Below are 19957 nucleotides of genomic sequence, written 5' to 3'. Positions count from 1 at the left end.
GCGGGGCGGCGCCCGCGCCTATCGCAGCACGGGCGGATCGGCCCAGTCATCCGCCGCCCGGGTGCGGGCGATGACCTCCGCCCGGCGCAGGCGCGGCTCGCGCACGCCCAGCAGCAGGACCACCAGCGATATGAGCAGACAGGCGAGCGCCGTCCCGAACAGCGGCACATAGCCTGCCAGCGCCGCAACGATGCCGCCGACCAGCGGACCGGCGGCGGCGACGGCCCCCTCCAGCGTGGTGGACAGGCCCAGCCGCATCCCGGCCTGTCCGCGCTCGCCAAATTCCAGCACCATGGTCTGCTGGCTCATCAGATAGCCGGCAGACGCGGCGCCAAGCCCGCAAAAACAGAGATAGGCCGCCCAGGCCGCATCGACGGACAGCAACAGGATGATCGATCCGATCCAGATCGCAAGGGAGGCGATCAATGTCGCACGATAGCCGATGCGGTCGCCCATATGACCCCAGAGCAGATTGGCGAGCGTGTCGGCGCCCAGATAGCAGAAGGCGAGCAGGCCGATGACTCGGCCGTCCGTGCCGATGCGCGCGCCGGCATAGAGGATGAAGAAGGGCGAGGCGATCCGGGCGAGGACGCAGAAGCCCTGCGCCACCAGGAAATGGCGATAGTCGCGGTCGCTCAGAAGCTGCGGCAGCTGTTTCAGCCGGTCGACGAAGCCGACGCGCCGGTGCGGCGTGGGCGCCTCTGGTTCGCGCAGCAGCCGCACCAGGATCAGCAGTCCGATGCTGGTGAGCAGGAAGGTGAGGAAGAAGGTGGTGGCATAGCCATTGCCCAGCGCATTGCGATCGATCAGCCAGATGCCCGCGCCATAGGACAGGACGGCGGCGATGATGCCGCCGGTGAAGTTGCGCCACGCCTGCAGCCGGCCCCGCCGATCGACCGGGATCACTTTGGCCATCAGCAGTTGGAAGGCGACGCGCTGCGCGCCGGTGAACAGGCCGAGCAGGAAGAGGCAGGCGAGCGTCAGGGCCAGTTCCGCCCAGCCGCGCAGGAACCATCCGGCCAGCGCCAGCGCCAGGATGACGGCCCGCATCGCCGCGCCCGTGCGCATGGCATGGGGCAGGATTCGCGGCGCATGGTCTAGTCGCGACGCGCTGAAGATCGGTGAGAAGATCATGCCCAGTTGCAGCAGCGCCGCGCCGCTGCCCACCAGCGCGTCCGACCCGGTCAGCTGGTGGATATAGGCGGGGATGAAGGTGGGAGCGTAGATCAGGCGGAAACCGGTCTGCCCGAACATCCCATAATAAAGATTGGCGCGATAGTTGCGGCGGAAATTCTCCGCCACGAAATGGTCCGCCGCCTGCGCGCTCGCTGCCTCTTCCGTGATCCTCTTCTCGATTGCCGCTGCGCGCGCCATGCCGCCCCTCCTCCTGTCGCTCTCGCCGCGGCGCCTTCTCCCTATCGAGCGGGAGGGCGCCGCGGTCGCCGCAGACGCCCTATCAGATTCGAATTGACAGCAAAACCAATAGATGAAACTTTACGCAAAGTGACTAGGAAGAGTCTCAGCCCGAGGAGAGCGATATGACGTACGCAAATGGCAGAATCATCAACGATGCCGATGCCCACACGATGGAGACGCAGGATTGGCTCGCCCCCTATTTGGAGGGGGAATATAAGGAAAAATATACCGGCGTTTATTCCAAGCGCGAGGGTGGCGAGCGCATCACCAAGATGATCGACGCCGCCATGGCGCGGAAGCATGATCCGGATGCGCGGGCGAAGGCGGCGGCGCATATCATCGACGGCGACAAGGGCTGGCTGGGCTATGGCGGCTTCGACAAGGATGAGCGCGTGGAGGCGCTGGACTGGCTGGGCTTTCAGAGCCAACTCATTTTCCCGACCTTTGGTCTCGCCGCGATCGGCCGGGCGCAGTCGACGGATCAGGCCTATGCCGCGGCGCGCGCGCTGAACCTGGCGCAGATCGATTTCTGCAGTGCCGACAGCCGCATGGTTGCGGTCGCCTACACGCCGCTCGACGAGCCTGAACGCGCGCTGCAGGAAGTGCGCTTCGCTCATGCCAAGGGTGCGGGATCGGTGATGTTCTCCGCGTCGCCGGCCGGCGGGCGGTCGCCGGGCCACCCCGATCATGATCCCTTCTGGCAATATCTGGAGGATAATCGCCTGCCCTTCATGCTGCATATCGGCCCCGGCACGCGCAAGCCGCCCGAGGCCTATATGAACAATGGCCGAGCGCGCGCGGCGGACATTCACGGCGGTGGGGAAAATCTGCGCTTCCCCGATTTCATGACGCTCTGGTATGCGCCGCAGGAATTCCTGACCGCGATGGTCTATGACGGCGTATTCGAACGCTTCCCCAATCTGCGCGGCGGCGTGATCGAATGTGGCGCTGGATGGGTGCCCGAATTCCTGCGGATGCTGGATTATGGCTATGCGTCCTTTTCGAAAAGCGACGTCTATCTGCAGGCGATGGGCATGAAGCCGTCGGACCAGATCCGGCGCGCGGTGCGCTTCACGCCCTTCCCCAAGGAAGATGTGGGCCGAATGATCCGCGATGCCGGGCCGGAATTGTTCATGTTTTCCAGCGACTATCCGCATCCGGAAGGAACGCGCGATCCGATCGGCCTGTTCGAGGCGTCGCTGGAAGGTGTCGACGAGCCGGTCAAGGACATGTTCTACCGCACCAATTATGATCACATGATGTATCGCAGTTCGGAGGCGATCGCGGTCGCGGCCGAATAGCCGCAGCACGGCATCGCATCTTTTGCGACAATCTGCCTGCCCGCCGGAAGCCCGCCATTGGCGGGCTTCCTTGTCTTTTGCGGCTGCCAGTTGACGCTGCGGGCGAGAGCAGAAGCTGGCCGCGAAAAAATAATTTGAATAAGCGGTATGTGAAAGTTGACTTCCTCGTTCCCGATGGCATTGTGCGGGAAAGCGCCGGGAGTCGACCTTGCGCGACAAAAGGAGGGGATCATGGTCCGCAAGTGCGTGCGCTTCTGGATGGTATCAACCTGTCTCGCGACAAGTGGCGTCGCGGCAGCGCAGGAGGCGGCCCAGGCGCCACAAAGCGTAGCGGCGCGACCCGCCGGCGCGGCTGACATCATCGTGACTGCTCAGCGTCGCTCCGAAGCCTTGCAGGATGTTCCGATCGCGGTGTCCGCCTTCTCGCAGGAGGCGTTGAAATCCAGCCGTCTCGACAGCGCCGCCAACCTCGCGCTGCAGGTGCCCAACCTGAATTACAGCCAGCAGCTCTACGGGTCGAGCAATTTTCAGATTCGCGGTATCGGCTATTCGCTGGTTACGACGGCTGGCGACCAGGGCGTCGGCGTCGCTGAAAATTATGCGCCGATCGATCGCGCGCGCATCACCGACGCGGAATTTTACGATGTCGAGCGGGTCGAGGTGCTGCGCGGGCCGCAGGGCACGCTTTACGGGCGCAACGCCACCGGCGGCGTCATCAACATCCTCACCAACAAGCCGCAGCTGGGCGAAAACAGCGCAAGCATGACCGGCGAATATGGCAATTACGACATGGTCCGGCTCAAGGGCTTCCTGAACCTGTCCCCCAGCGAGGAATTCGGGGTGCGTGTGGCGGGCTTCTATCTCGACCGCCAGGGCATCATGGACAATGTCTATACCGGCAACGACATCGACAGCCGGTCGCTCTGGAGCTTTCGCGCCTCGGTCAAGGCACAGCCGTCCGATCGGTTCCGGGTGACGGGCATCTGGGAACATTTCGAGGAAGATGACAGCCGCTATGGCGTGCGCCAGGCATGCATCAATGATCCGGGGCCGGCGTCGGTGGCGGGCGTGCCGGTCAACAACGCCGTCGCGCGCGCTTATTTGAGCGAAGGCTGCCAGCAGGCCAGCATCTACGCTCCGGGCGCCTTGCAGGGCCATAACAACGCCGCCTCGACGCTGTCGGGCCAGCTTGCCAATCTGATCGGCGGCATCACTGGCGACGTCAATGCCGGCATTGTCCTGCCCAACGACCTGCGGCGCACCAGCCTCAGCGTTGACCCCACGAACAAAGTGGTCAGCAACAATTACCAGCTGACGCTGGAATGGGACCCGACCGATGACCTCACCCTGTCATCGATCACCAACCGCAATCTGGACCGCACGATCCAGAGCGGCGCGATGCCCGCAGCGACCACGCCCTTCAACGCAGGCCCGCTGACGCCGGGCGGTGTCTTCACTGACCCGCAAATCGGTGCGTCGCAATTCCTGCAGGTCAATAATTACAATGTGCTGCGCCAACGCCAATGGAGCCAGGAACTGCGGCTGCAATCGGACTTTGGCGGGCTGTTCGACTTCAATCTGGGCGCTTTCTATTACACTGCCTATCGGCACAACGACATCTACTTCTTCGCCAATGGTCAAACTCTTTATGTCCAGACGGCTGTGCCGAGCGCCTATGTCGATCCCAACCCGATCCCGGACGAGACTGGCCATAATTATTATCTCAGCCACTCCCAATATCGGCTGAAATCGAAGGCGGCCTTCGGCGAACTTTATATCCGGCCGACCGACACGATCCAGATCACGCTGGGCGCGCGCTACACGCATGACGTGAAGAAACAGCCGCAAACATCGCTGGTGCTGTTGACGCCGGGCAGGGGGCTACGCACGGGCGTCCTGCAGCGCGCATCGTTCAAGGAATGGACGGGCCGCGCCATTGCCGAATGGAACCCGACGCCGAACAATATGGTCTATGCCAGCTATTCGCGCGGCTATAAGGGCGGCGGCTTCAACCCGCCAGCGGAAGGCAATCCCAATGCCTTCTTCGCGCCCGAAACCGTCGATGCGTTCGAAATCGGCACCAAGAACAGCTTCCTCGATCGCCGGCTGACGCTCAACCTGACCGGCTTCTATTATCGCTATAACGACTATCAATATTCCGTGTCGGAAGGGCTGACCACGGTCACGCGCAATATCGACACCACCATCTACGGTCTGGAACTGGAATCGATCGTGCGGCCGACGCCGGAATTTTCGGTGCATTTCAATGCCGGTTATCTGAAGACCAAGATCAACGCCGGTCCCAACAACCTGTCTGTCGATCCCTATAACATCACCGGCGGTGACGACAGCCTGGTGGCGCTCAAGAACACGTCCATCGCGTGCGTCGGCCCAGCCAGCGGCGTGGCCCGGCTGGTTTCCGCCATCAATGCAGGGCTGGTGCCAGCGTCGGCACTGCTGGCCGCCTGCCCGACCGCGACGGCCCCCAATGGCGCCTTCGCCACCAGTTTCGGCCTGCCGACCAGCTTTGGCGTGCCCACCGACATCACCGGCAACGAACTGCCGACTTCGCCCAAATGGACGGTGTCGCTTGGCGCGCAATATGATTGGGACGTGTCGACCGACTGGCGGCTGACCCCGCGCGTCGACTATCACTACCAAAGCTCGGTCTGGGGCGACGTCTATAATAATCCGGACAACAAGGCGAAGGGCTGGTCCAATGTCAACGCAACGCTGACGCTGGCCAATCCGGGGAAGGGCCTGTCGGTCCAGGCGTGGGCCAAGAATCTGTTCAACGAGGATGCGATCACGGCGGTCGGCGTCAACAGCGCGTCGCTGGGCCTGACGCGCCGCCTTTATCTGCTGGAACCGCGCACCTTCGGGATCAGCCTGACCAAGGATTTCTGATCGGGCGAGGTTCGGCGGATAGGGCGCGCGCCGCTGCGGGCCGGAGCGGGCCGGGCTATCAAGGCCGAACCGCTTCACATGGGAAAGGGACGCTTCATGGCTTCGCACTGCATGGACGAGGAAGCGCCCGGGAGCGGCGCGAAGCCGGCGGGACTTGTGGGGGAGGGCGCATCCCCCACGCTTCCGCCATTGTCGCTCAAGACGCGCTATGGCTATGCGTCGGGCGCGATCGCCAATGGCGTCAAGAATGTCTCCTTCTCCGCCTATCTGATGTTCTTCTACAATCAGGTGGTGGGCGTGCCCGCCGCCATCGTGTCCGCAGCGCTGGCGGCGACATTGCTGATCGACGCGCTGATCGACCCCTTTCTGGGCCGCTGGTCCGATGTGGCGCGCACGCGCTGGGGGCGGCGCCATCCGTTCATCTATGCCGCGCTGGTGCCGACGCCGCTCTTCTTCCTTCTGGTATGGCTGCCGCCCGCGACGCTCAGCCATGCGCAGACGGGGTTCTGGGTATTTGCGACGGCCGTCTTCACGCGCATCTCGATCAGCGCCTTCGAGATCGCGACCCAGGCGATGACGCCCGAATTGACCGAGGATTATCGGGAGCGGACGCGGCTCTTTTCGTTGCGCTACTGGTTTCTCTATCTCGGCCAATATGGCTTCAGCGCCCTATCGTTGCTGATCTTCTTCGCGCCGACGCCGGACTATCCGCGCGGGCAGCTCAATCCCGACAGCTATACCGGCTTCGCGCTGCTGGGATCGGCGATGATCTTCCTGTCGATCCTGGGCTGCGGGCTCGGCACCCATGACCGCATCCCCTATTTGCGCCAGGCCGATCCGCGGGGGCAGGGCGGCGGCATGGCCCGGCATTTTCGCGAGATGGCGGGCGCGTTCCGCAACCGCGCCTTCCTGGCGATCTTCGGCTTTGGCGTCTTCAAATTCACCGCGATCGGCCTCTATGCGGCGAGCGCGCTCTACTTCAACACCTATCTATTCGGGCTGAGCGCGGCGCAGATCGCGATGCTCACCATCGACAGCGTGGTCGCGGCGACGATCGCCGCGCCGTTGGCGCCGCTCATGTCCCATTGGCTGGGAAAACGGACCAGTTCCCTGCTATTCGCGATCGTGGGCGTATCGCTCGGGCTGTCCCCCTTGCTGCTTTCCTATCTCGACCTCTTCTTCCTGCCCGGCGATCCGCGGCTGCTGCCAACCCTGTTCGTGATCGGCGCCATTTACGGGGCGATGGTCGCGGTTTCGCTGATCAACACCTCGTCCATGCTCGCCGACGTGGTGGAGGACAGCGCGGTCCGCACGGGCCGGCACGAAGCCGGCACCTTCTTCGCCGCAGCCAGCTTCATGCAGCAATGCTCGACCGCGCTCGGGCTGGTCGCCAATGGCCTGATCCTCACTTGGTCGGCCTTTCCCGCGAAGGTCAGCGCCGATCAGGTGACGGACGCGATGATGGACAGTCTCGTCATCCATTATCTGTTCGCGTCGTTCGGCCTGTGGCTGCTGGGCTGCGTGATCCTGCTCTTCTATCCCATCACGCGCGCCCATCATGAGCGCAATGTCGAAATTTTGAAGGCGCGCCTGGCCGAGGCGCGTGCGCGCGAAGCCGATAATTTCGCCGGCGGCCCAGTGCGCTGAGGCCGGCCGATCATGGAGGAAAGCCTGATGACGGATGAGGATGGGCGCGTGACGCGTCGACATGCGATTGGCGCGGGTCTGGCCGGCGCTGGCCTGGCGATGGCGGGCCGCGCGCTGGCCGCGCCGCCGATGTTCCCGATCGTCGAAACCGCACAAGGCAAGGTGCGCGGGCTGCTGTCGGGCGGCGTCGCCGTGTTCAAGGGCATTCGCTATGGCGCATCGACCGCGGGCGCGAACCGCTTCATGCCGCCCGCGCCGCCGCCGCGCTGGTCCGGGGTGCAGGACGCGCTCGCCTATGGCGAAGTCTGTCCGCAGCTGCCCGCCGACCGGCGGCATGACTATGCCGACCTCATCTCCATGGACTTGCAGCCCAGCGGTCCGGGCGAGGATTGCCTGCGCGTTAACGTGTGGACGCCCACGGTCGACCCGCAGGACCGCAAGCCGGTCATCGTCGTGCTCCATGGCGGGGGCTTCTATGCCGGTTCGGGCAATTCGACCGGCATGGACGGCGAGATGATGGCGCGCTTTGCCGACACGGTGGTGGTGTCGGTGACGCACCGGCTGGGCGCGTTCGGCTATCTGCACCTGAGCGGCGCGGCGGGGGGCAGCGATGATTTCGCCGAGTCCGGCGCCGTGGGCATGCTGGACATCGTCGCGGCGCTGCGGTGGGTGCAGGACAATATCGCGCAGTTCGGCGGCGATCCGGGCCGCGTGCTGCTGTTCGGCCAGTCGGGGGGCGGCGCAAAGACCAGCATGGCGCTGGGCATGCCATCGGCCAAGGGGCTGTTCCATCGCGCCGGGGTGATGAGCGGATCGCTGCTCCGCGCGATGGAGCGGGAGGCGGCGGACCGGGCGGCGATGCGCGTGCTCAAGGCGCTGGACCTTGCGCCGGGCGACCTGCGCGGTCTGCAGCAACTGCCCTATACCCAGATATTGCAGGCGCAGGCGCTGGTGGAGGCGGATGATCGCGCCAAGGGCCTGCCGCCGATGGCGCTGGCGCCCGTGGTCGGCGGCTCTGCCATCCCTGCGCATCCCTTCGATCCCGGCGCGCCGGCCGTGTCGCACGACGTGCCGATGATCGTGTCTACCGTGCTCGACGAATGGACGTTTCGCATGGTCGATTTCGATGTCAGCCAAGCCGATGTACGCGCCTATGCCCGGCAGCGTGTCGGCGCCAACGCGGACGCGCTGCTCGACTATTATGCTCAGGAAACGCCGGGCATATCGCCCTTCATCCAGAAGGCGCGGATCGACACGGATCTGGGTTTCCGGCGCGGCGCCTTCGCCCAGGCGGAGCGCAAGGCGGCGGCCGGCGGCGCGCCGGTATGGACCTATTTGTGGACCTGGCCCAGCCCGGCGACCAATGGCCGCTATGGCGCGGTGCACGGGGTCGATGTCGCGCCCAGCCTGCACAATGTGCGCGGAGCGCTGACAGGCACCGACGCCGGCAGCCGGCGGATGGCCGATCGGATGGCGTCGGTCTGGGCCAGTTTCGCGGCGACCGGCGATCCCAATAATGACCGCCTGCCGCGATGGGACCCCTATGACAGCCAGCGCCGGCTGACATTGGTGCTGGACGATAAGACGCGGGTCGAGGCCGATCCGCGCGCGCAGGTCCGCGCCTGGCTGAAGGACGTGCCGCCGACCGGCGTGTTCGGATGAGGACGGGGGCAGGTGCCATGCTCATCCTCTACGGTGTGCCGCATTCACTCTACACGGGCAAAGTGCGGGCCTATCTGCGCAAGCGCGGCCTGGCTTATGTCGAACGATCGCCGGCGCATCCCGATTTTCGCGCCGAGGTCGTGCCGCGCATCGGCCGCGCGATCAATCCGGTGCTGCAACTGCCCGACGGCGTCTATGTGCAGGACAGCGCCGACATTATCGACCATCTCGACCGCGACGCGCCGCGGCCGGGGGCTCTGCCGAAAGCTGCGCTGCAGCGCGTTATCGCGCTTGTGGTCCAGCTCTACGCCGTCGCTGGCCTGACGCGTCACGCCATGCATTATCGCTGGTCCTGCTTCGACGAACAGTCCGTCTTTCTCACTCACGCCTTTCGCGCCGGTGGCGACGAGCAGCACGCGCAGGCGGTGATGGCGCGCATGGCCGGCTATCTGCCGATGCTGGGCGTGACGGCGGAAACGGCGCCGGCGATCGAAGGCTCCTATCACGACCTGCTCGACGCGCTGGAGGGCCATTTCGCCCGCCATCCCTATCTGCTGGGCGGGGCGCCCTCGATTGGCGATTATGCCCTGTTCGGGCCGCTCTTCGCGCATCTGGGTCGCGACCCGGTGCCATCGCAGATCATGAAGAACCGCGCGCCCTCGCTTTTCCGCTGGACGGAGCGGATGCAGGCGCCCGACGCAGACATGCCCGAATTTCCCGATCATGCTCCGGACTTTCTGCCCGATGACGCCGTGGCGGACAGCCTGGCGCCGCTGCTGAGGCACATGGCCCTTGACCTGTTTCCGGGGCTGCATGACATGGCGGCGGCGCTGGCGCTCCAGGTCGCCGACCATGATCCGACCGAAGACACGCCCGTCACCGACAGGCCGCACCAGCGCATCCTCACGACCATCCGCACCCGCTTCCGCGGCGTCCCGCATGACAGCGGGGTTCAGCCCTATCTCTTCTACCTGTGGCAGAAGATCACCGACAGCGTCGATGCCCTGGATGCCGACGCGCGCGAGCGAGTCGCGACTGAGCTCGACCGGCACGGGCTTGGCGAATTGCTGACGATCCCCCGGCCGATCCGGGTTGAGCGGCGCGATCATCGGGAAGTCTGGGGTCGCCGGATCGCGGAGCCTCGCTCCGATCCGGTTCGCGCCGTCGCCGGTAACGGATAGCGCCGCAGCATGTGGCACAGCCCCGCCATCATCATGCCAAGGGAGATCCCATGACAGGCATGCGCGCCAAAGATGCGGCGGCCCCGCAGCCCATCAGGCACGAGGGCGTCAGCCCCTATGCCTGGTATGTGCTGGCGATCCTCTTCCTGGTCTATGTCCTTAATTTCATCGACCGCCAAATCCTCGCCATCCTGGCCGAGGACATCAAGCGCGACCTCGATCTGACCGATGCCGACATCGGCTTCCTGTTCGGCACGGCGTTCGGCGTCTTCTACGCGCTGTTCGGCATTCCGCTGGGCCGGCTGGCCGACAGCTGGCATCGTGTGCGATTGATGAGCATCGGGCTGGCGCTCTGGTCGGCGATGACCGCTCTGTCCGGCTTCGCGCGGTCGGGCCTTACTTTGTCGGGCGCGCGGATCGGCGTCGGGATCGGCGAGGCGACCGCCAGCCCGGCCGCCTATTCCCTGATTTCCGACTGGTTCCCGCCGCGGCTGCGAGCAACGGCGCTCGCCATCTATTCGTCGGGCATCTATATCGGCGGCGGCCTGTCGCTGTTCATCGGCGGGCTGATCGTCGAGCGATGGGACCGGGCCTATCCCGATCATAGCGGCCCGATGGGCCTTGCCGGGTGGCAGGCCGCCTTCCTGGCCGTGGGCGTGCCGGGGCTGATCCTCGCCATCCTGGTCGCGACGTTGCGCGAACCGATCCGGGGCCAGTCGGAAGGCGGCGCCACGGCCGGTCCGCCGCCGTCTACCGCCGGCTTCGTCACGGAATTGCTGACCGTCATCCCGCCGCTGTCATTGATCGGCGCTGCGCGGCGCGGCACGCATGCGCTGGTCCGCAATGTGCTGGTCCTGCTGCTGGTGGCTTGCGTCGTCGCGATGCTGGTGCTGCTGGCGGGGGAGCCGCCGGCGCAATGGGCCGCGGTGGGGATTGGCGTCTATGCCGTCTTTTCCTGGGCCGACGCGCTGCGGAGCCGCGACAGCGCGACCTTCGCCCTGACCTTCGGCAGTCGCGCCTTCGTTGCCGTGGTGGTCGCTTATGGGCTCAACGCCCTTGTCGGCTATTCGATGGCCGCCTTCGCGCCCAGCTATGCGCGGCGCAGCTTCGGGCTGTCCGCCGATGAGGTCGGCCTGTGGGTCGGCCTGCCCGCGGCGATAGCCGGCTTCATCGGGGTGACCATGGGCGGCCGGATCGCGGACGCGCTGCGCCGCCGGCATGTGTCGGGGCGGATCGCCGTCATCCTGTTCGGCGCGATCGCGCCCGCCTTCTTCATCGGCGCGGCCTTCACCACGTCGTCGGCCGGCCTGTTCTTCCTCTTCAACGTGCTCACCATCGCCAGCGGCAGCAGCGCGCTCGGCGCGGCGGCGGCCACGACGCAGGATCTGGTGCTGCCCCGCATGCGCGGCAGCGCCACCGCCATCTTCTTCGTCGGCACGACGTTGCTGGGCCTGGCGATCGGGCCCTATATGGCCGGCCGCATCTCGTCGCTGTCAGGAAGCCTCGCTACCGGCATTTTGTGCCTGCTCGTGACGGTGCCCGTCGCGGTGCTGGTGGCGCTGCTGGCATGGCGGCTCCTGCCCGCGGCCGAGGCGCGCAAGGCGGCGATGGCGGATATCGCCCCAAACCAGTCCTGAAACAGGGCGTGCGTTCATCCATGCTGTGTGTGCGGGACAACGGGATCAGCGGAACGCCCAGCGCAAGGTTTGCGCGACGCCGAAGGTTCCCGCGCGCACCAGCGGCCGCTCGATCGCTGAGGTCGAAAGCCCGTGCATCCGCTGCGCCCAGTCGGGCAGCAGGTCGATGGCTGCTTCCATGGCGAGCCTTTGCGGTAGATCCCGGGTGCGCAGGCTCGGCCGGCCAAGGACCAGCCTCGCCACCTCGATCGTGCGCGCGTCGGCACGAAGCGCGGGCCGCATGGCCCGGATGATCGCGCGCGCCTGCGCCAGCGTCCGCGGCAGGGGGTCGGCGCCCATTGCTTCGCCGATGACCGCCATCTCGGCGACATAGCGATCCTTGTCGGCCGCCGACATCAACGGTTCGCCGTAGCGCACCCAGGCGGCGAGGAAGCTGGTTGTTTCGGTCACATGGACCCAGGCCAGCAAGGCGGGATCGTCGGCGCGATAGGGTGTGCCTTCGGGCAGGCGCCCCGTCACTCGCCCATGGATCGCCCGGACTTGATCGATAGCTGCCTGCGCGATGGCGCGGTCGGCATAGGTCGTCTTGGCGATGAAGCGCGCCGTGCGCCGAAGCCGGCCATGCATGTCCGCGCGGAAATTTGAGTGATCCCAGACCCCGGCCAGCACGGCGGGATGCAGCATCTGCATCAGCAGGCTGGCGACCCCGCCGACCATCATCGACCCCACGTCGCCATGGACGCGCCAGATGACGGAACCCGGGCGAAACAGCGCATGGTCGCTGCGCTGCACCGATGCTTCGCCCCGATCCACATCGTTGAACAGGCGGATCACCTGCCTCCTGATGGGTATTTTGATCCTGTCCGCCAGCCTCGATCGATGCGCCATACCGGTTCAACGACTGGTCGCCGCGTTGGCTCCTGCCGGGCAAGGCGATTCCATGCTTCCTTGGGACCCGGCATTGGCCGGAGACAATCACGTATTCGTATGCATCCCCTTGCCCGCGAGGACGCGCCATGCCAGCGCTGCGCTTTGGCGCAGGCGGCGAAAGGCCGGCCGCGACGGGACGGGAAGGAAAAGGCATGCACAAGCCTCGCCAGGGCTTTGCCGGGCTGTGGAACATCAGCTTCGGTTTCTTCGGCATCCAGATCGGCTTTGCGCTGCAGAATGCGAATATGAGCCGCGTCTTCCAGTCGCTGGGCTCCAGCATCGATGATCTGTCCGCCCTCTGGGTCGCCGCGCCTTTGACGGGGCTGCTGGTGCAGCCGGTGATCGGCCATTTGTCGGATCGCACCTGGCTGGGGCGGCTCGGCCGGCGACGGCCCTATTTCCTGGCCGGGGCGATCCTGGCGGCGATCGCGCTGCTGGCGATGCCGCAGAGCGCCGGCCTGCTCATGGCCGCGCTGCTGTTATGGATGCTGGACGCCAGCCTCAATATTTCGATGGAGCCGTTCCGCGCCTTTGTCGGCGACATGCTGCGCAAGGACCAGCATGTCGCGGGCTACGCGGTGCAGACCGCCTTCATCGGCGCGGGCGCAGTGGTGGGATCGCTGTTTCCCTATGCGCTCGATTTTCTGGGTGTCTCGAATGTCGCGGCGGCGGGGCAGGTGCCCGACACGGTGCGCTACAGTTTCTGGGCAGGCGGCGCCGCGCTGTTCGGCGCGGTGCTGTGGACCGTGCTGACGACCAGCGAATATACGCCCGACCAGATGCGCGGCTTTGCCGGCGGCGGTGATGCGCCCGCGGCGCCGGATCTGGCGGGCCGGTCGATCGCGCCCTGCTGGGGCTGGATCGGGGCCGGGCTGGTGGTCGCCGCGCTGGTGAGCCTCTGGCAGATGGAAAAGGAAGTCTATCTGCTCGCCGCGCTGCTGGCGGGCTATGGCCTTGCCAGCATGGCCGCGATCGCCCTGGCGCGGGCGGGGCGGCGCGACACGATGCTCGCCCACATCGTCGGAGACGTGGGCGCAATGCCGCCGATCATGCGCCGGCTGGCGGTGATCCAGTTCTTCAGCTGGTCCGCCCTGTTCATCATGTGGATTCACACGACGCCCGTGGTTGCGCAATATATGTTCGGATCGGCCGATCCGGCGAGCGCCGAATATCAGGCGGGCGGCAACTGGGTGGGCGTGCTGTTTTCAGTCTATAATGGCGTGGCGGCGGTGGCGGCGCTGTCGCTGCTGCCCTGGGTGGCGCGGCGCATCGGTCAGGCGCGCGCCCATGCCCTGTGCCTTGCCGCCGGCGCGGCGGGCTTCGCCAGCTTCCTGCTGCTGCGCGATCCCGCCTGGCTGCTGCTCAGCGAAGTGGGCATCGGCATCGCCTGGGCGTCGATCCTGGCCATGCCCTATGCCATGCTTGCGTCCAGCCTGCCGCCGGCCAAGATCGGCATCTATATGGGATTGTTCAACATCTTCGTCGTGCTGCCGCAATTGCTGGTGGCGACCGTGATGGGCTCCATCATGAAGGCCTTCTTCCCCGGCGAACCGATCTGGACCATGGCGTTCGCAGCCGTCACGCTGCTGGTCGCGGCCGCCGCGTCGCTGCGAATCAGGACGAACTGAGTCGCGGATTTGGGGATGAGCTTCTCGGCATTAGGCATGTCCGGCTGACGCTACGGAAAGGTTGCATCCCGATACGGATGCAGTTTTTGCAATCGCAAAATGGACTTTCGCACTTGCAGCAAAGCGGGATCCAGGTGAAAAGGACCCTGCCTTTCAGGCATCCTCTCCTAAAAACTTTCACGGGCTGGTCTTCGGATCGGCCCGTTTTTTTCGTCCGCTGCCATTGGTTTAGCTTAGTGAGCCAGCCACGCGGTCGCGCCAGCGTTGGCTTAGCGCCGTCCCGATCCGTCGGACTGATCCAGGCGCCGCGACAGCGGGCAGATCAGTTGATTGAGCCGCACCGCATCCTGTGCGCCGGACGCGAAGGCTCCACACAGCCAATCCAGAAATCGTGCCAGAAACGACATGATCCTCTCCATTATGTCTTGTGGAAAGGATGATAGCACAAGCCTGTTCGTCGGGAAGAGGCGAAGCGGGGGCGATGCAAATGATACGCTTCGGTACGGATTTCCGTGATTGCAATGCATCGACCGCTCCCTGAGGCTGTCGAGTTATCTTGTCAAATTTTGCCAAGAGCCTAGATTAAGGGAGATGAGCACGATGAACATCTCTCTGCCCGAAACGCTCAAGGCGTTCGTCGACGACCAAGTGGCCGGTCGCGGCTATGGCACCAGCAGCGAATATGTCCGCGAACTGATCCGCAGGGACCGGGATCGCCAGGCGCTGCGGGCTATGCTGCTGGACGGCGCGGCGAGCGCACCCGGCGCTCCGGTCGATCAGGGTTATTTCGACCAGCTGCGCGATCGCATCGCCGCCGCCCGCTGATGGGCAAGCCCGTGACGCCCCGCGCGCGTGCGCGGACGGACGTGGAGAATATCGTCGATCATTATCTGCGCGAAGCCGGCGCGGACGTGGCGTTGCGTTTCGTCGCCGCGCTGGAGGTCGCTTATGGCGCGATCGCGGCTCGCCCGGGCGCGGGGTCGCCGCGCTTCGCCCACGAACTGGGCCTGCCGGGCCTGCGCAGCCGCGCGGTCGGCCGCTTTCCCCATCTCATTTTCTATGTCGAGCAGCCCGACCATGTCGATGTCTGGCGCGTGCTCCATGCGCGCCGCGACATGGCCGAGTGGCTGGCGCAGGATTAGCCCTCACTGGTCGGCGCCGATGACGCGGTAGAGCAGGATCCGGTTGCTCACCAGCGCCAGGTCGGTGGCGATTGCCGACTGGCGCGCGCTGTAGAGGCTGCGCTGGCTGGTCAGCGCCGTCAGGAAGGTGTCGACGCCCGCGCGGTAGCGCTGCTCCGCCAAATCATAGGCGCGCGCATTCGCCGTCACCAGCCGTCGCTGCGCCGCCTGTTGCGCATCGATCGTCCCGGCGCGGGCCAGGCCATCGGCGACTTCCTGGAAGGCGGTCTGGATCGCCTGTTCATATTGGGCGAGATAGAGGTCGCGTTGCGCCTTGCTATAATCCAGATTGCCGCGATTGGCGCCGCCGAAGATCGGCAGGCTGGCCGACGGGCTGACCGACCAGGCGAAGCCGCCGCCGCTGAACAGCGAGGAGAGGGCGGAGCTTGCCACGCCGATCGCCGACGTCAGGCTGATCGTCGGGAACATCGCCGCGCGCGCCGCGCCGACATCGGCGTTGGCGGCCTTGAGCTGATGTTCGGCCTGCAACACGTCGGGCCGCCGGAGCAATATGTCGGACGACAGGCCCGCGGGCACGCGCGAAATGCCGGCGATCAGGCTGTCGAGCGACAGCGGTAGCAAAGCGTCCTCGATCGGCGCGCCGGCCAGCAGGTTCAGCGCATTGCGGTCCTGCGCCACCTGCGTCACCGTGGCGGCGACATCCGATGCCGCTTGTTCGACCGTGGTTTCGGCCTGATGCACGTCCAGCTTGCCCGCCAGCCCCGCCGCATTGAGCGAGCGGGTGAGGTCCAGCGTCCGCTGCGCGCTCGCTTGGGTCTGGCGCGCCAAGGCCAGCAATTCCTGGTCCGCCGCCAGCGTCGCATAGGCGCTCGCCGTCTCGGCGATCAGCGCGATGCGGGTCGACCGCGCGCCTTCCTCGGTCGCCAGATAGGTTTCCAGCGCTGCCTCGGTCAGGCTGCGCACGCGCCCGAACAGGTCGATCTCGAACGCGCTGAAGCCGATGTCGGCGCTGTAGCTATTCTGTCGCGCGTCATTCTGCCGCGTCAGGCTGGCGCCCGCGTCGGCCGTCACCGTCGGCAGCTGCGCCGCGCGCTGCACGCGATATTGTGCGCGCGCCGACTGGACATTGGCGATCACCGCGCGCAGGTCGCGATTATTGGCGAGCGCGCGCTCGATCACGGTCCGCAACCGCGCATCCTGCACCAGCTCTGTCCAGGCCAGCCCCGCCGTCTCGCCGGCGGCCGGCGCGGCATAGGCCTCGCCGTGCGGCAGCGTCGCGGGCACGGGCGGCACTGGCCGTTCATAGGCCGGGGTCATCGAACATCCGGCCAGCAGCAGGGCGCTGGCGCCGATCAGCGCGCGGGTCATGCCAGGGCCTCCTTCGCAGCGCCGGGGCCGGCGGGCTTGTCCTTGCCGAACAGCCGCAGGATCGACACGAAGAAGAGTGGTACGAGGAAGATCGCCAGCAGCGTCGCGGTCGTCATGCCGCCGATCACCGCCGTGCCGATGGCCACCCGGCTTTGCGCGCCCGCGCCGGTCGCGATCGCCAGCGGCACCACGCCCGCGATGAAGGCCAGGCTGGTCATCAGGATCGGCCGGAACCGCAGCCGCGCCGCCTCCAGCGCCGCATCCCAGGCATTCTTGCCCTCATGATGCGCCAGTTCGGCGAATTCGACGATCAGGATGGCGTTCTTGGCGGCTAGGCCCATGGTGGTGAGCAGGCCGACCTGGAAGAAGATATTATTCTCCAGCCCGCGCGCCCAGACCGCGATCACCGCGCCGACCAGGCCGAGCGGAATGACCAGCAGCACAGCGAGCGGGATCGACCAGCTTTCATAGAGCGCGGCGAGGCAGAGGAAGACAACCAGCACCGACAGGCCATAGAGCAGCGGCGCCTGCCCGCCCGACAGCTGTTCCTGATAGGACAGGCCGCTCCAGGCGTAGCTGGTGCCCGCGGGCAGTTGCTTTTGCAGAGCGACGATCCGGTCCATCGCCTCGCCCGAACTGGCGCCGGACGCCGCCTGCCCCTGGATTTCGAACGAGGACAGGCCGTTGAAGCGCGACACGGTGGTCGGACCCATGACCCAGCGCGTGGTGGCGAAGGCGGAGAAGGGCACCATCTCACCAGTCGTCGCCTGTCGGACCATCCATTTGTCGAGGTCGGTCGGCAGCGCGCGATAGGGCGCGTCGGCCTGCATATAGACGCGCTTCACCCGGCCGCGATCGACGAAGTCGTTGATATAGGTGCTGCCCCAGGCGGATGACAGCACATCGTCCACATCGGCCTGGGTCAGGCCCAGCACGGCCAGCTTTTCGGAATCGATGTCGACCTGCAGCTGCGGCGTGTCTTCCAATGATGCCGCCCGCACCCCCGAGAGCAGGGGGTCCTGCGCCGCGGCAGCGATCAGCTGGTTGCGCAGTTCCAGGAAGCGGTCGCGGCTCAATCCGCCGCTGTTGAGCAGTTCGAAGGTGAAGCCGTTGGATTGGCCCAGACCCCGGATCGCGGGCGGGGTCATCGCCAGCACTTTCGCGTCGCGGATCGCGCCCAGTTGCTTGTTGGCCCGCTGGGCAATGGCGCCCGCCGCATTGTCGCTGCCCTTGCGATCCTCCCACGGCGCCAGGTTGATGAAGCCCTGCGCCACATTTTCGCCCTGACCCTGGAAGCTGAAGCCGGTCATGATGAAGGCGAAGGCGACATTGTCCTTTTCATCATTCAGGAAATATTGCTGCACCTGCTCGGCCGCCGCGGCGGTGCGGCTGGACTTGGCGCCGGCGGGCAACGTCACCTGCGCCATCACCTGGCCCTGGTCTTCGACCGGCAGGAAGCTGGTCGGCAGGCGCGTGAACAGCAGCGCCAGCACGGCGAGGATCACGACATAGGCGCCCCAGAAAAGCAGGCGTTTGCCCAGCACCTGTTCGGTGCGGCGGACATAGCCATGGGTGACGCGGTCGAACCAGCGGTTGAAGCGCCCGGCCCAGCCGCGATGCCGCTGTTCCTGCGCCGAGGATTTGAGCAAGGTGGCGCACAGCGCCGGCGACAGGATCAGCGCGACCAGCACCGACAGTAGCATCGACGACACGATGGTGATGGAAAATTGCCGATAGATGACGCCGGTCGATCCGCCGAAAAAGGCCATGGGTAACAGCACCGCCGACAGCACCAGCGCGATGCCGACCAGCGCGCCGCCAATCTCCCCCATCGACTTGATCGTCGCGTCGCGGGGTGACAGCCCTTCCTCCTCCATCAGCCGCTCGACATTTTCCACGACCACGATGGCGTCGTCGACCAGCAGGCCGATGGAGAGCACCATGCCGAACAGGGTCAGGGTGTTGATGGAATAGCCGAACAGCGCGAGGATGCCGAACGTGCCGAGCAGCACCACCGGCACCGCGATCGCAGGCACCAGCGTCGCGCGCCAGCTCTGCAGGAACACGAACATCACGATCACGACCAGCACCACCGCCTCGATCAGCGTGTGGACCACTTCCTCGACCGACAGCTTGATGAAGGGCGTGGTGTCGCGCGGATAGACGATCTTGTAGCCATGGGGCAGGCCGGACGCGAGTTCCTCCACCTTGGCCTTGACCAGCTCGGCGGTCTTGAGCGCGTCCGCGCCCGGCGCCAGCTGCAGCGCCATGCCCGATGCCGGGTGACCGTTCAGCCGCGCCGACGTCGTGTAGCTTTCATTGCCCAGCTCCACCCGCGCCACGTCGGACAGATGCACGACCGACCCGTCGGTCTGCGTCTTGACGATGATGTTGCGGAACTGCTCGGGCGTCTGCAGGCGCGACCGCGCGCGCACCGTGGCGTTGAGTTGCTGCCCCTCGGGCGCGGGGTCGGCGCCGATCTGGCCCGCCGACACTTCGACATTCTGCGCCGAGATGGCGCTTTCCACGTCGGACGGCATCAGCTTGACGGTGGCGAGCTTATAGGGGTCCAGCCAGATGCGCATCGCATATTGCGATCCGAAGATCTGAGTCGCGCCGATGCCGTCGATGCGTGCGATCGGGTCTTGGAAATTATTGACTAGGTAGTCGGCGATGTCCGCCTGGTTGGCCTTGTCGGTCTCGTCATAGAGACCGACCAGCATCAGAAAGTCGGTCTGCTGCTTGGTGACAGTCAGCCCCTGCTGCTGCACCGCATTGGGCAGGCGGCTGAGCGCCTGCTGCACCTTGTTCTGCACCTGCACCTGTGCGGTGTCGGGATCGGTGCCCTTCTCGAAGGTGACGGTGATCCGCGCCTGCCCGTTGGCCGAGGAGGAGGATGAGAAATACATGAGCCCGTCGATGCCGGTCAGCTGCTGCTCGATGACTTGCGTGACGCTGGTTTCCACCGTCTCGGCATTGGCGCCGGGATAGGTCGCGCTGATGCCGACGCCGGGCGGCGCGATGTCGGGATATTGAGCGATAGGCAGCGACAGCATCGCGCCGATGCCCGCCAGCATGATCCCGATGGCGATGACCCAGGCGAAGATCGGCCGGTCGATGAAATAGCGGCTGAGCATG

At 65.8% G+C, this 19957-nt stretch carries 13 protein-coding genes; 9 read left to right on the top strand and 4 right to left on the bottom strand.

Going from position 1 to position 19957, the window contains the following annotated elements:
* Positions 1–18 precede the first annotated feature (18 nt).
* Positions 19–1374 (bottom strand): MFS transporter, encoded by a 1356-nt coding sequence (locus ACGGKE_RS15860; protein ID WP_394442942.1) that lies wholly within the window; start codon positions 1372–1374, stop codon positions 19–21.
* A 164-nt stretch (positions 1375–1538) separates the two neighbouring features.
* Between ACGGKE_RS15860 and ACGGKE_RS15855 the strand changes: the two genes are divergently transcribed.
* From ACGGKE_RS15855 to ACGGKE_RS15830, 6 genes are all read left to right on the top strand, one after another.
* Positions 1539–2717, top strand: coding sequence for an amidohydrolase family protein (locus ACGGKE_RS15855; RefSeq protein ID WP_394442940.1), 1179 nt, complete (start codon positions 1539–1541; stop codon positions 2715–2717).
* Between the two features lie 231 nt (positions 2718–2948).
* Complete coding sequence (locus ACGGKE_RS15850; protein WP_394442938.1) at positions 2949–5624, top strand: TonB-dependent receptor; 2676 nt, start codon at positions 2949–2951, stop codon at positions 5622–5624.
* A gap of 96 nt (positions 5625–5720) precedes the next feature.
* Entirely contained in the window at positions 5721–7271 is a 1551-nt protein-coding gene (locus ACGGKE_RS15845; protein WP_394442936.1) for an MFS transporter, read from the top strand.
* A 27-nt stretch (positions 7272–7298) separates the two neighbouring features.
* The gene (locus ACGGKE_RS15840; RefSeq protein ID WP_394442934.1) at positions 7299–8933 is read left to right on the top strand and encodes a carboxylesterase/lipase family protein; all 1635 of its coding nucleotides are present in this window, start codon (positions 7299–7301) and stop codon (positions 8931–8933) included.
* A 17-nt stretch (positions 8934–8950) separates the two neighbouring features.
* Positions 8951–10114, top strand: a complete 1164-nt coding sequence (locus tag ACGGKE_RS15835) for a glutathione S-transferase family protein (protein WP_394442932.1) — start codon at positions 8951–8953, stop codon at positions 10112–10114.
* 59 nt (positions 10115–10173) lie between these two features.
* The gene (locus tag ACGGKE_RS15830; RefSeq protein ID WP_394443130.1) at positions 10174–11751 is read left to right on the top strand and encodes a spinster family MFS transporter; all 1578 of its coding nucleotides are present in this window, start codon (positions 10174–10176) and stop codon (positions 11749–11751) included.
* Positions 11752–11796: 45 nt separating this feature from the next.
* Here ACGGKE_RS15830 and ACGGKE_RS15825 read toward each other — a convergent pair whose 3' ends face one another.
* Positions 11797–12639, bottom strand: a complete 843-nt coding sequence (locus tag ACGGKE_RS15825) for an oxygenase MpaB family protein (RefSeq protein WP_394442930.1) — start codon at positions 12637–12639, stop codon at positions 11797–11799.
* A gap of 194 nt (positions 12640–12833) precedes the next feature.
* Here ACGGKE_RS15825 and ACGGKE_RS15820 point away from each other — a divergent pair, with 194 nt between their 5' ends.
* The 3 genes from ACGGKE_RS15820 (at position 12834) to ACGGKE_RS15810 (ending at position 15451) form a co-directional block, all read left to right on the top strand.
* On the top strand, positions 12834–14309 hold the full coding sequence (locus ACGGKE_RS15820; protein ID WP_394442928.1) for an MFS transporter: 1476 nt from the start codon (positions 12834–12836) through the stop codon (positions 14307–14309).
* Positions 14310–14900: 591 nt separating this feature from the next.
* Positions 14901–15134, top strand: a complete 234-nt coding sequence (locus ACGGKE_RS15815; RefSeq protein WP_394442926.1) for a type II toxin-antitoxin system ParD family antitoxin — start codon at positions 14901–14903, stop codon at positions 15132–15134.
* Positions 15134–15451 (top strand): type II toxin-antitoxin system RelE/ParE family toxin, encoded by a 318-nt coding sequence (locus ACGGKE_RS15810; protein ID WP_394442924.1) that lies wholly within the window; start codon positions 15134–15136, stop codon positions 15449–15451. The genes ACGGKE_RS15815 and ACGGKE_RS15810 overlap by 1 nt, the downstream gene beginning before the upstream one ends.
* Positions 15452–15454: 3 nt before the next feature.
* Here the strand turns inward: ACGGKE_RS15810 and ACGGKE_RS15805 are convergent, their stop codons facing one another.
* Positions 15455–16819: an efflux transporter outer membrane subunit gene (locus ACGGKE_RS15805; protein ID WP_394442922.1), complete on the bottom strand. Its 1365-nt coding sequence runs from the start codon at positions 16817–16819 to the stop codon at positions 15455–15457.
* Complete coding sequence (locus ACGGKE_RS15800) at positions 16816–19956, bottom strand: efflux RND transporter permease subunit (RefSeq protein WP_394442920.1); 3141 nt, start codon at positions 19954–19956, stop codon at positions 16816–16818. The genes ACGGKE_RS15805 and ACGGKE_RS15800 overlap by 4 nt, the downstream gene beginning before the upstream one ends.
* Position 19957 lies beyond the last annotated feature (1 nt).

Source organism: Sphingobium naphthae (genome assembly GCF_043589935.1).
GTDB lineage: Bacteria > Pseudomonadota > Alphaproteobacteria > Sphingomonadales > Sphingomonadaceae > Sphingobium > Sphingobium naphthae_A.
This window is presented reverse-complemented; position numbering and strand designations above follow the sequence as displayed.

Coding starts and splice junctions, on each gene's coding strand:
- ACGGKE_RS15840 (WP_394442934.1), top strand. CDS start 7,299: ATGACGGATGAGGATGGGCGCGTGACGCGTCGACATGCGATTGGCGCG.
- ACGGKE_RS15815 (WP_394442926.1), top strand. CDS start 14,901: ATGAGCACGATGAACATCTCTCTGCCCGAAACGCTCAAGGCGTTCGTC.
- ACGGKE_RS15830 (WP_394443130.1), top strand. CDS start 10,174: ATGCGCGCCAAAGATGCGGCGGCCCCGCAGCCCATCAGGCACGAGGGC.
- ACGGKE_RS15860 (WP_394442942.1), bottom strand. CDS start 1,374: ATGGCGCGCGCAGCGGCAATCGAGAAGAGGATCACGGAAGAGGCAGCG.
- ACGGKE_RS15850 (WP_394442938.1), top strand. CDS start 2,949: ATGGTCCGCAAGTGCGTGCGCTTCTGGATGGTATCAACCTGTCTCGCG.
- ACGGKE_RS15855 (WP_394442940.1), top strand. CDS start 1,539: ATGACGTACGCAAATGGCAGAATCATCAACGATGCCGATGCCCACACG.
- ACGGKE_RS15835 (WP_394442932.1), top strand. CDS start 8,951: ATGCTCATCCTCTACGGTGTGCCGCATTCACTCTACACGGGCAAAGTG.
- ACGGKE_RS15845 (WP_394442936.1), top strand. CDS start 5,721: ATGGCTTCGCACTGCATGGACGAGGAAGCGCCCGGGAGCGGCGCGAAG.
- ACGGKE_RS15800 (WP_394442920.1), bottom strand. CDS start 19,956: ATGCTCAGCCGCTATTTCATCGACCGGCCGATCTTCGCCTGGGTCATC.
- ACGGKE_RS15805 (WP_394442922.1), bottom strand. CDS start 16,819: ATGACCCGCGCGCTGATCGGCGCCAGCGCCCTGCTGCTGGCCGGATGT.
- ACGGKE_RS15820 (WP_394442928.1), top strand. CDS start 12,834: ATGCACAAGCCTCGCCAGGGCTTTGCCGGGCTGTGGAACATCAGCTTC.
- ACGGKE_RS15810 (WP_394442924.1), top strand. CDS start 15,134: ATGGGCAAGCCCGTGACGCCCCGCGCGCGTGCGCGGACGGACGTGGAG.
- ACGGKE_RS15825 (WP_394442930.1), bottom strand. CDS start 12,639: ATGGCGCATCGATCGAGGCTGGCGGACAGGATCAAAATACCCATCAGG.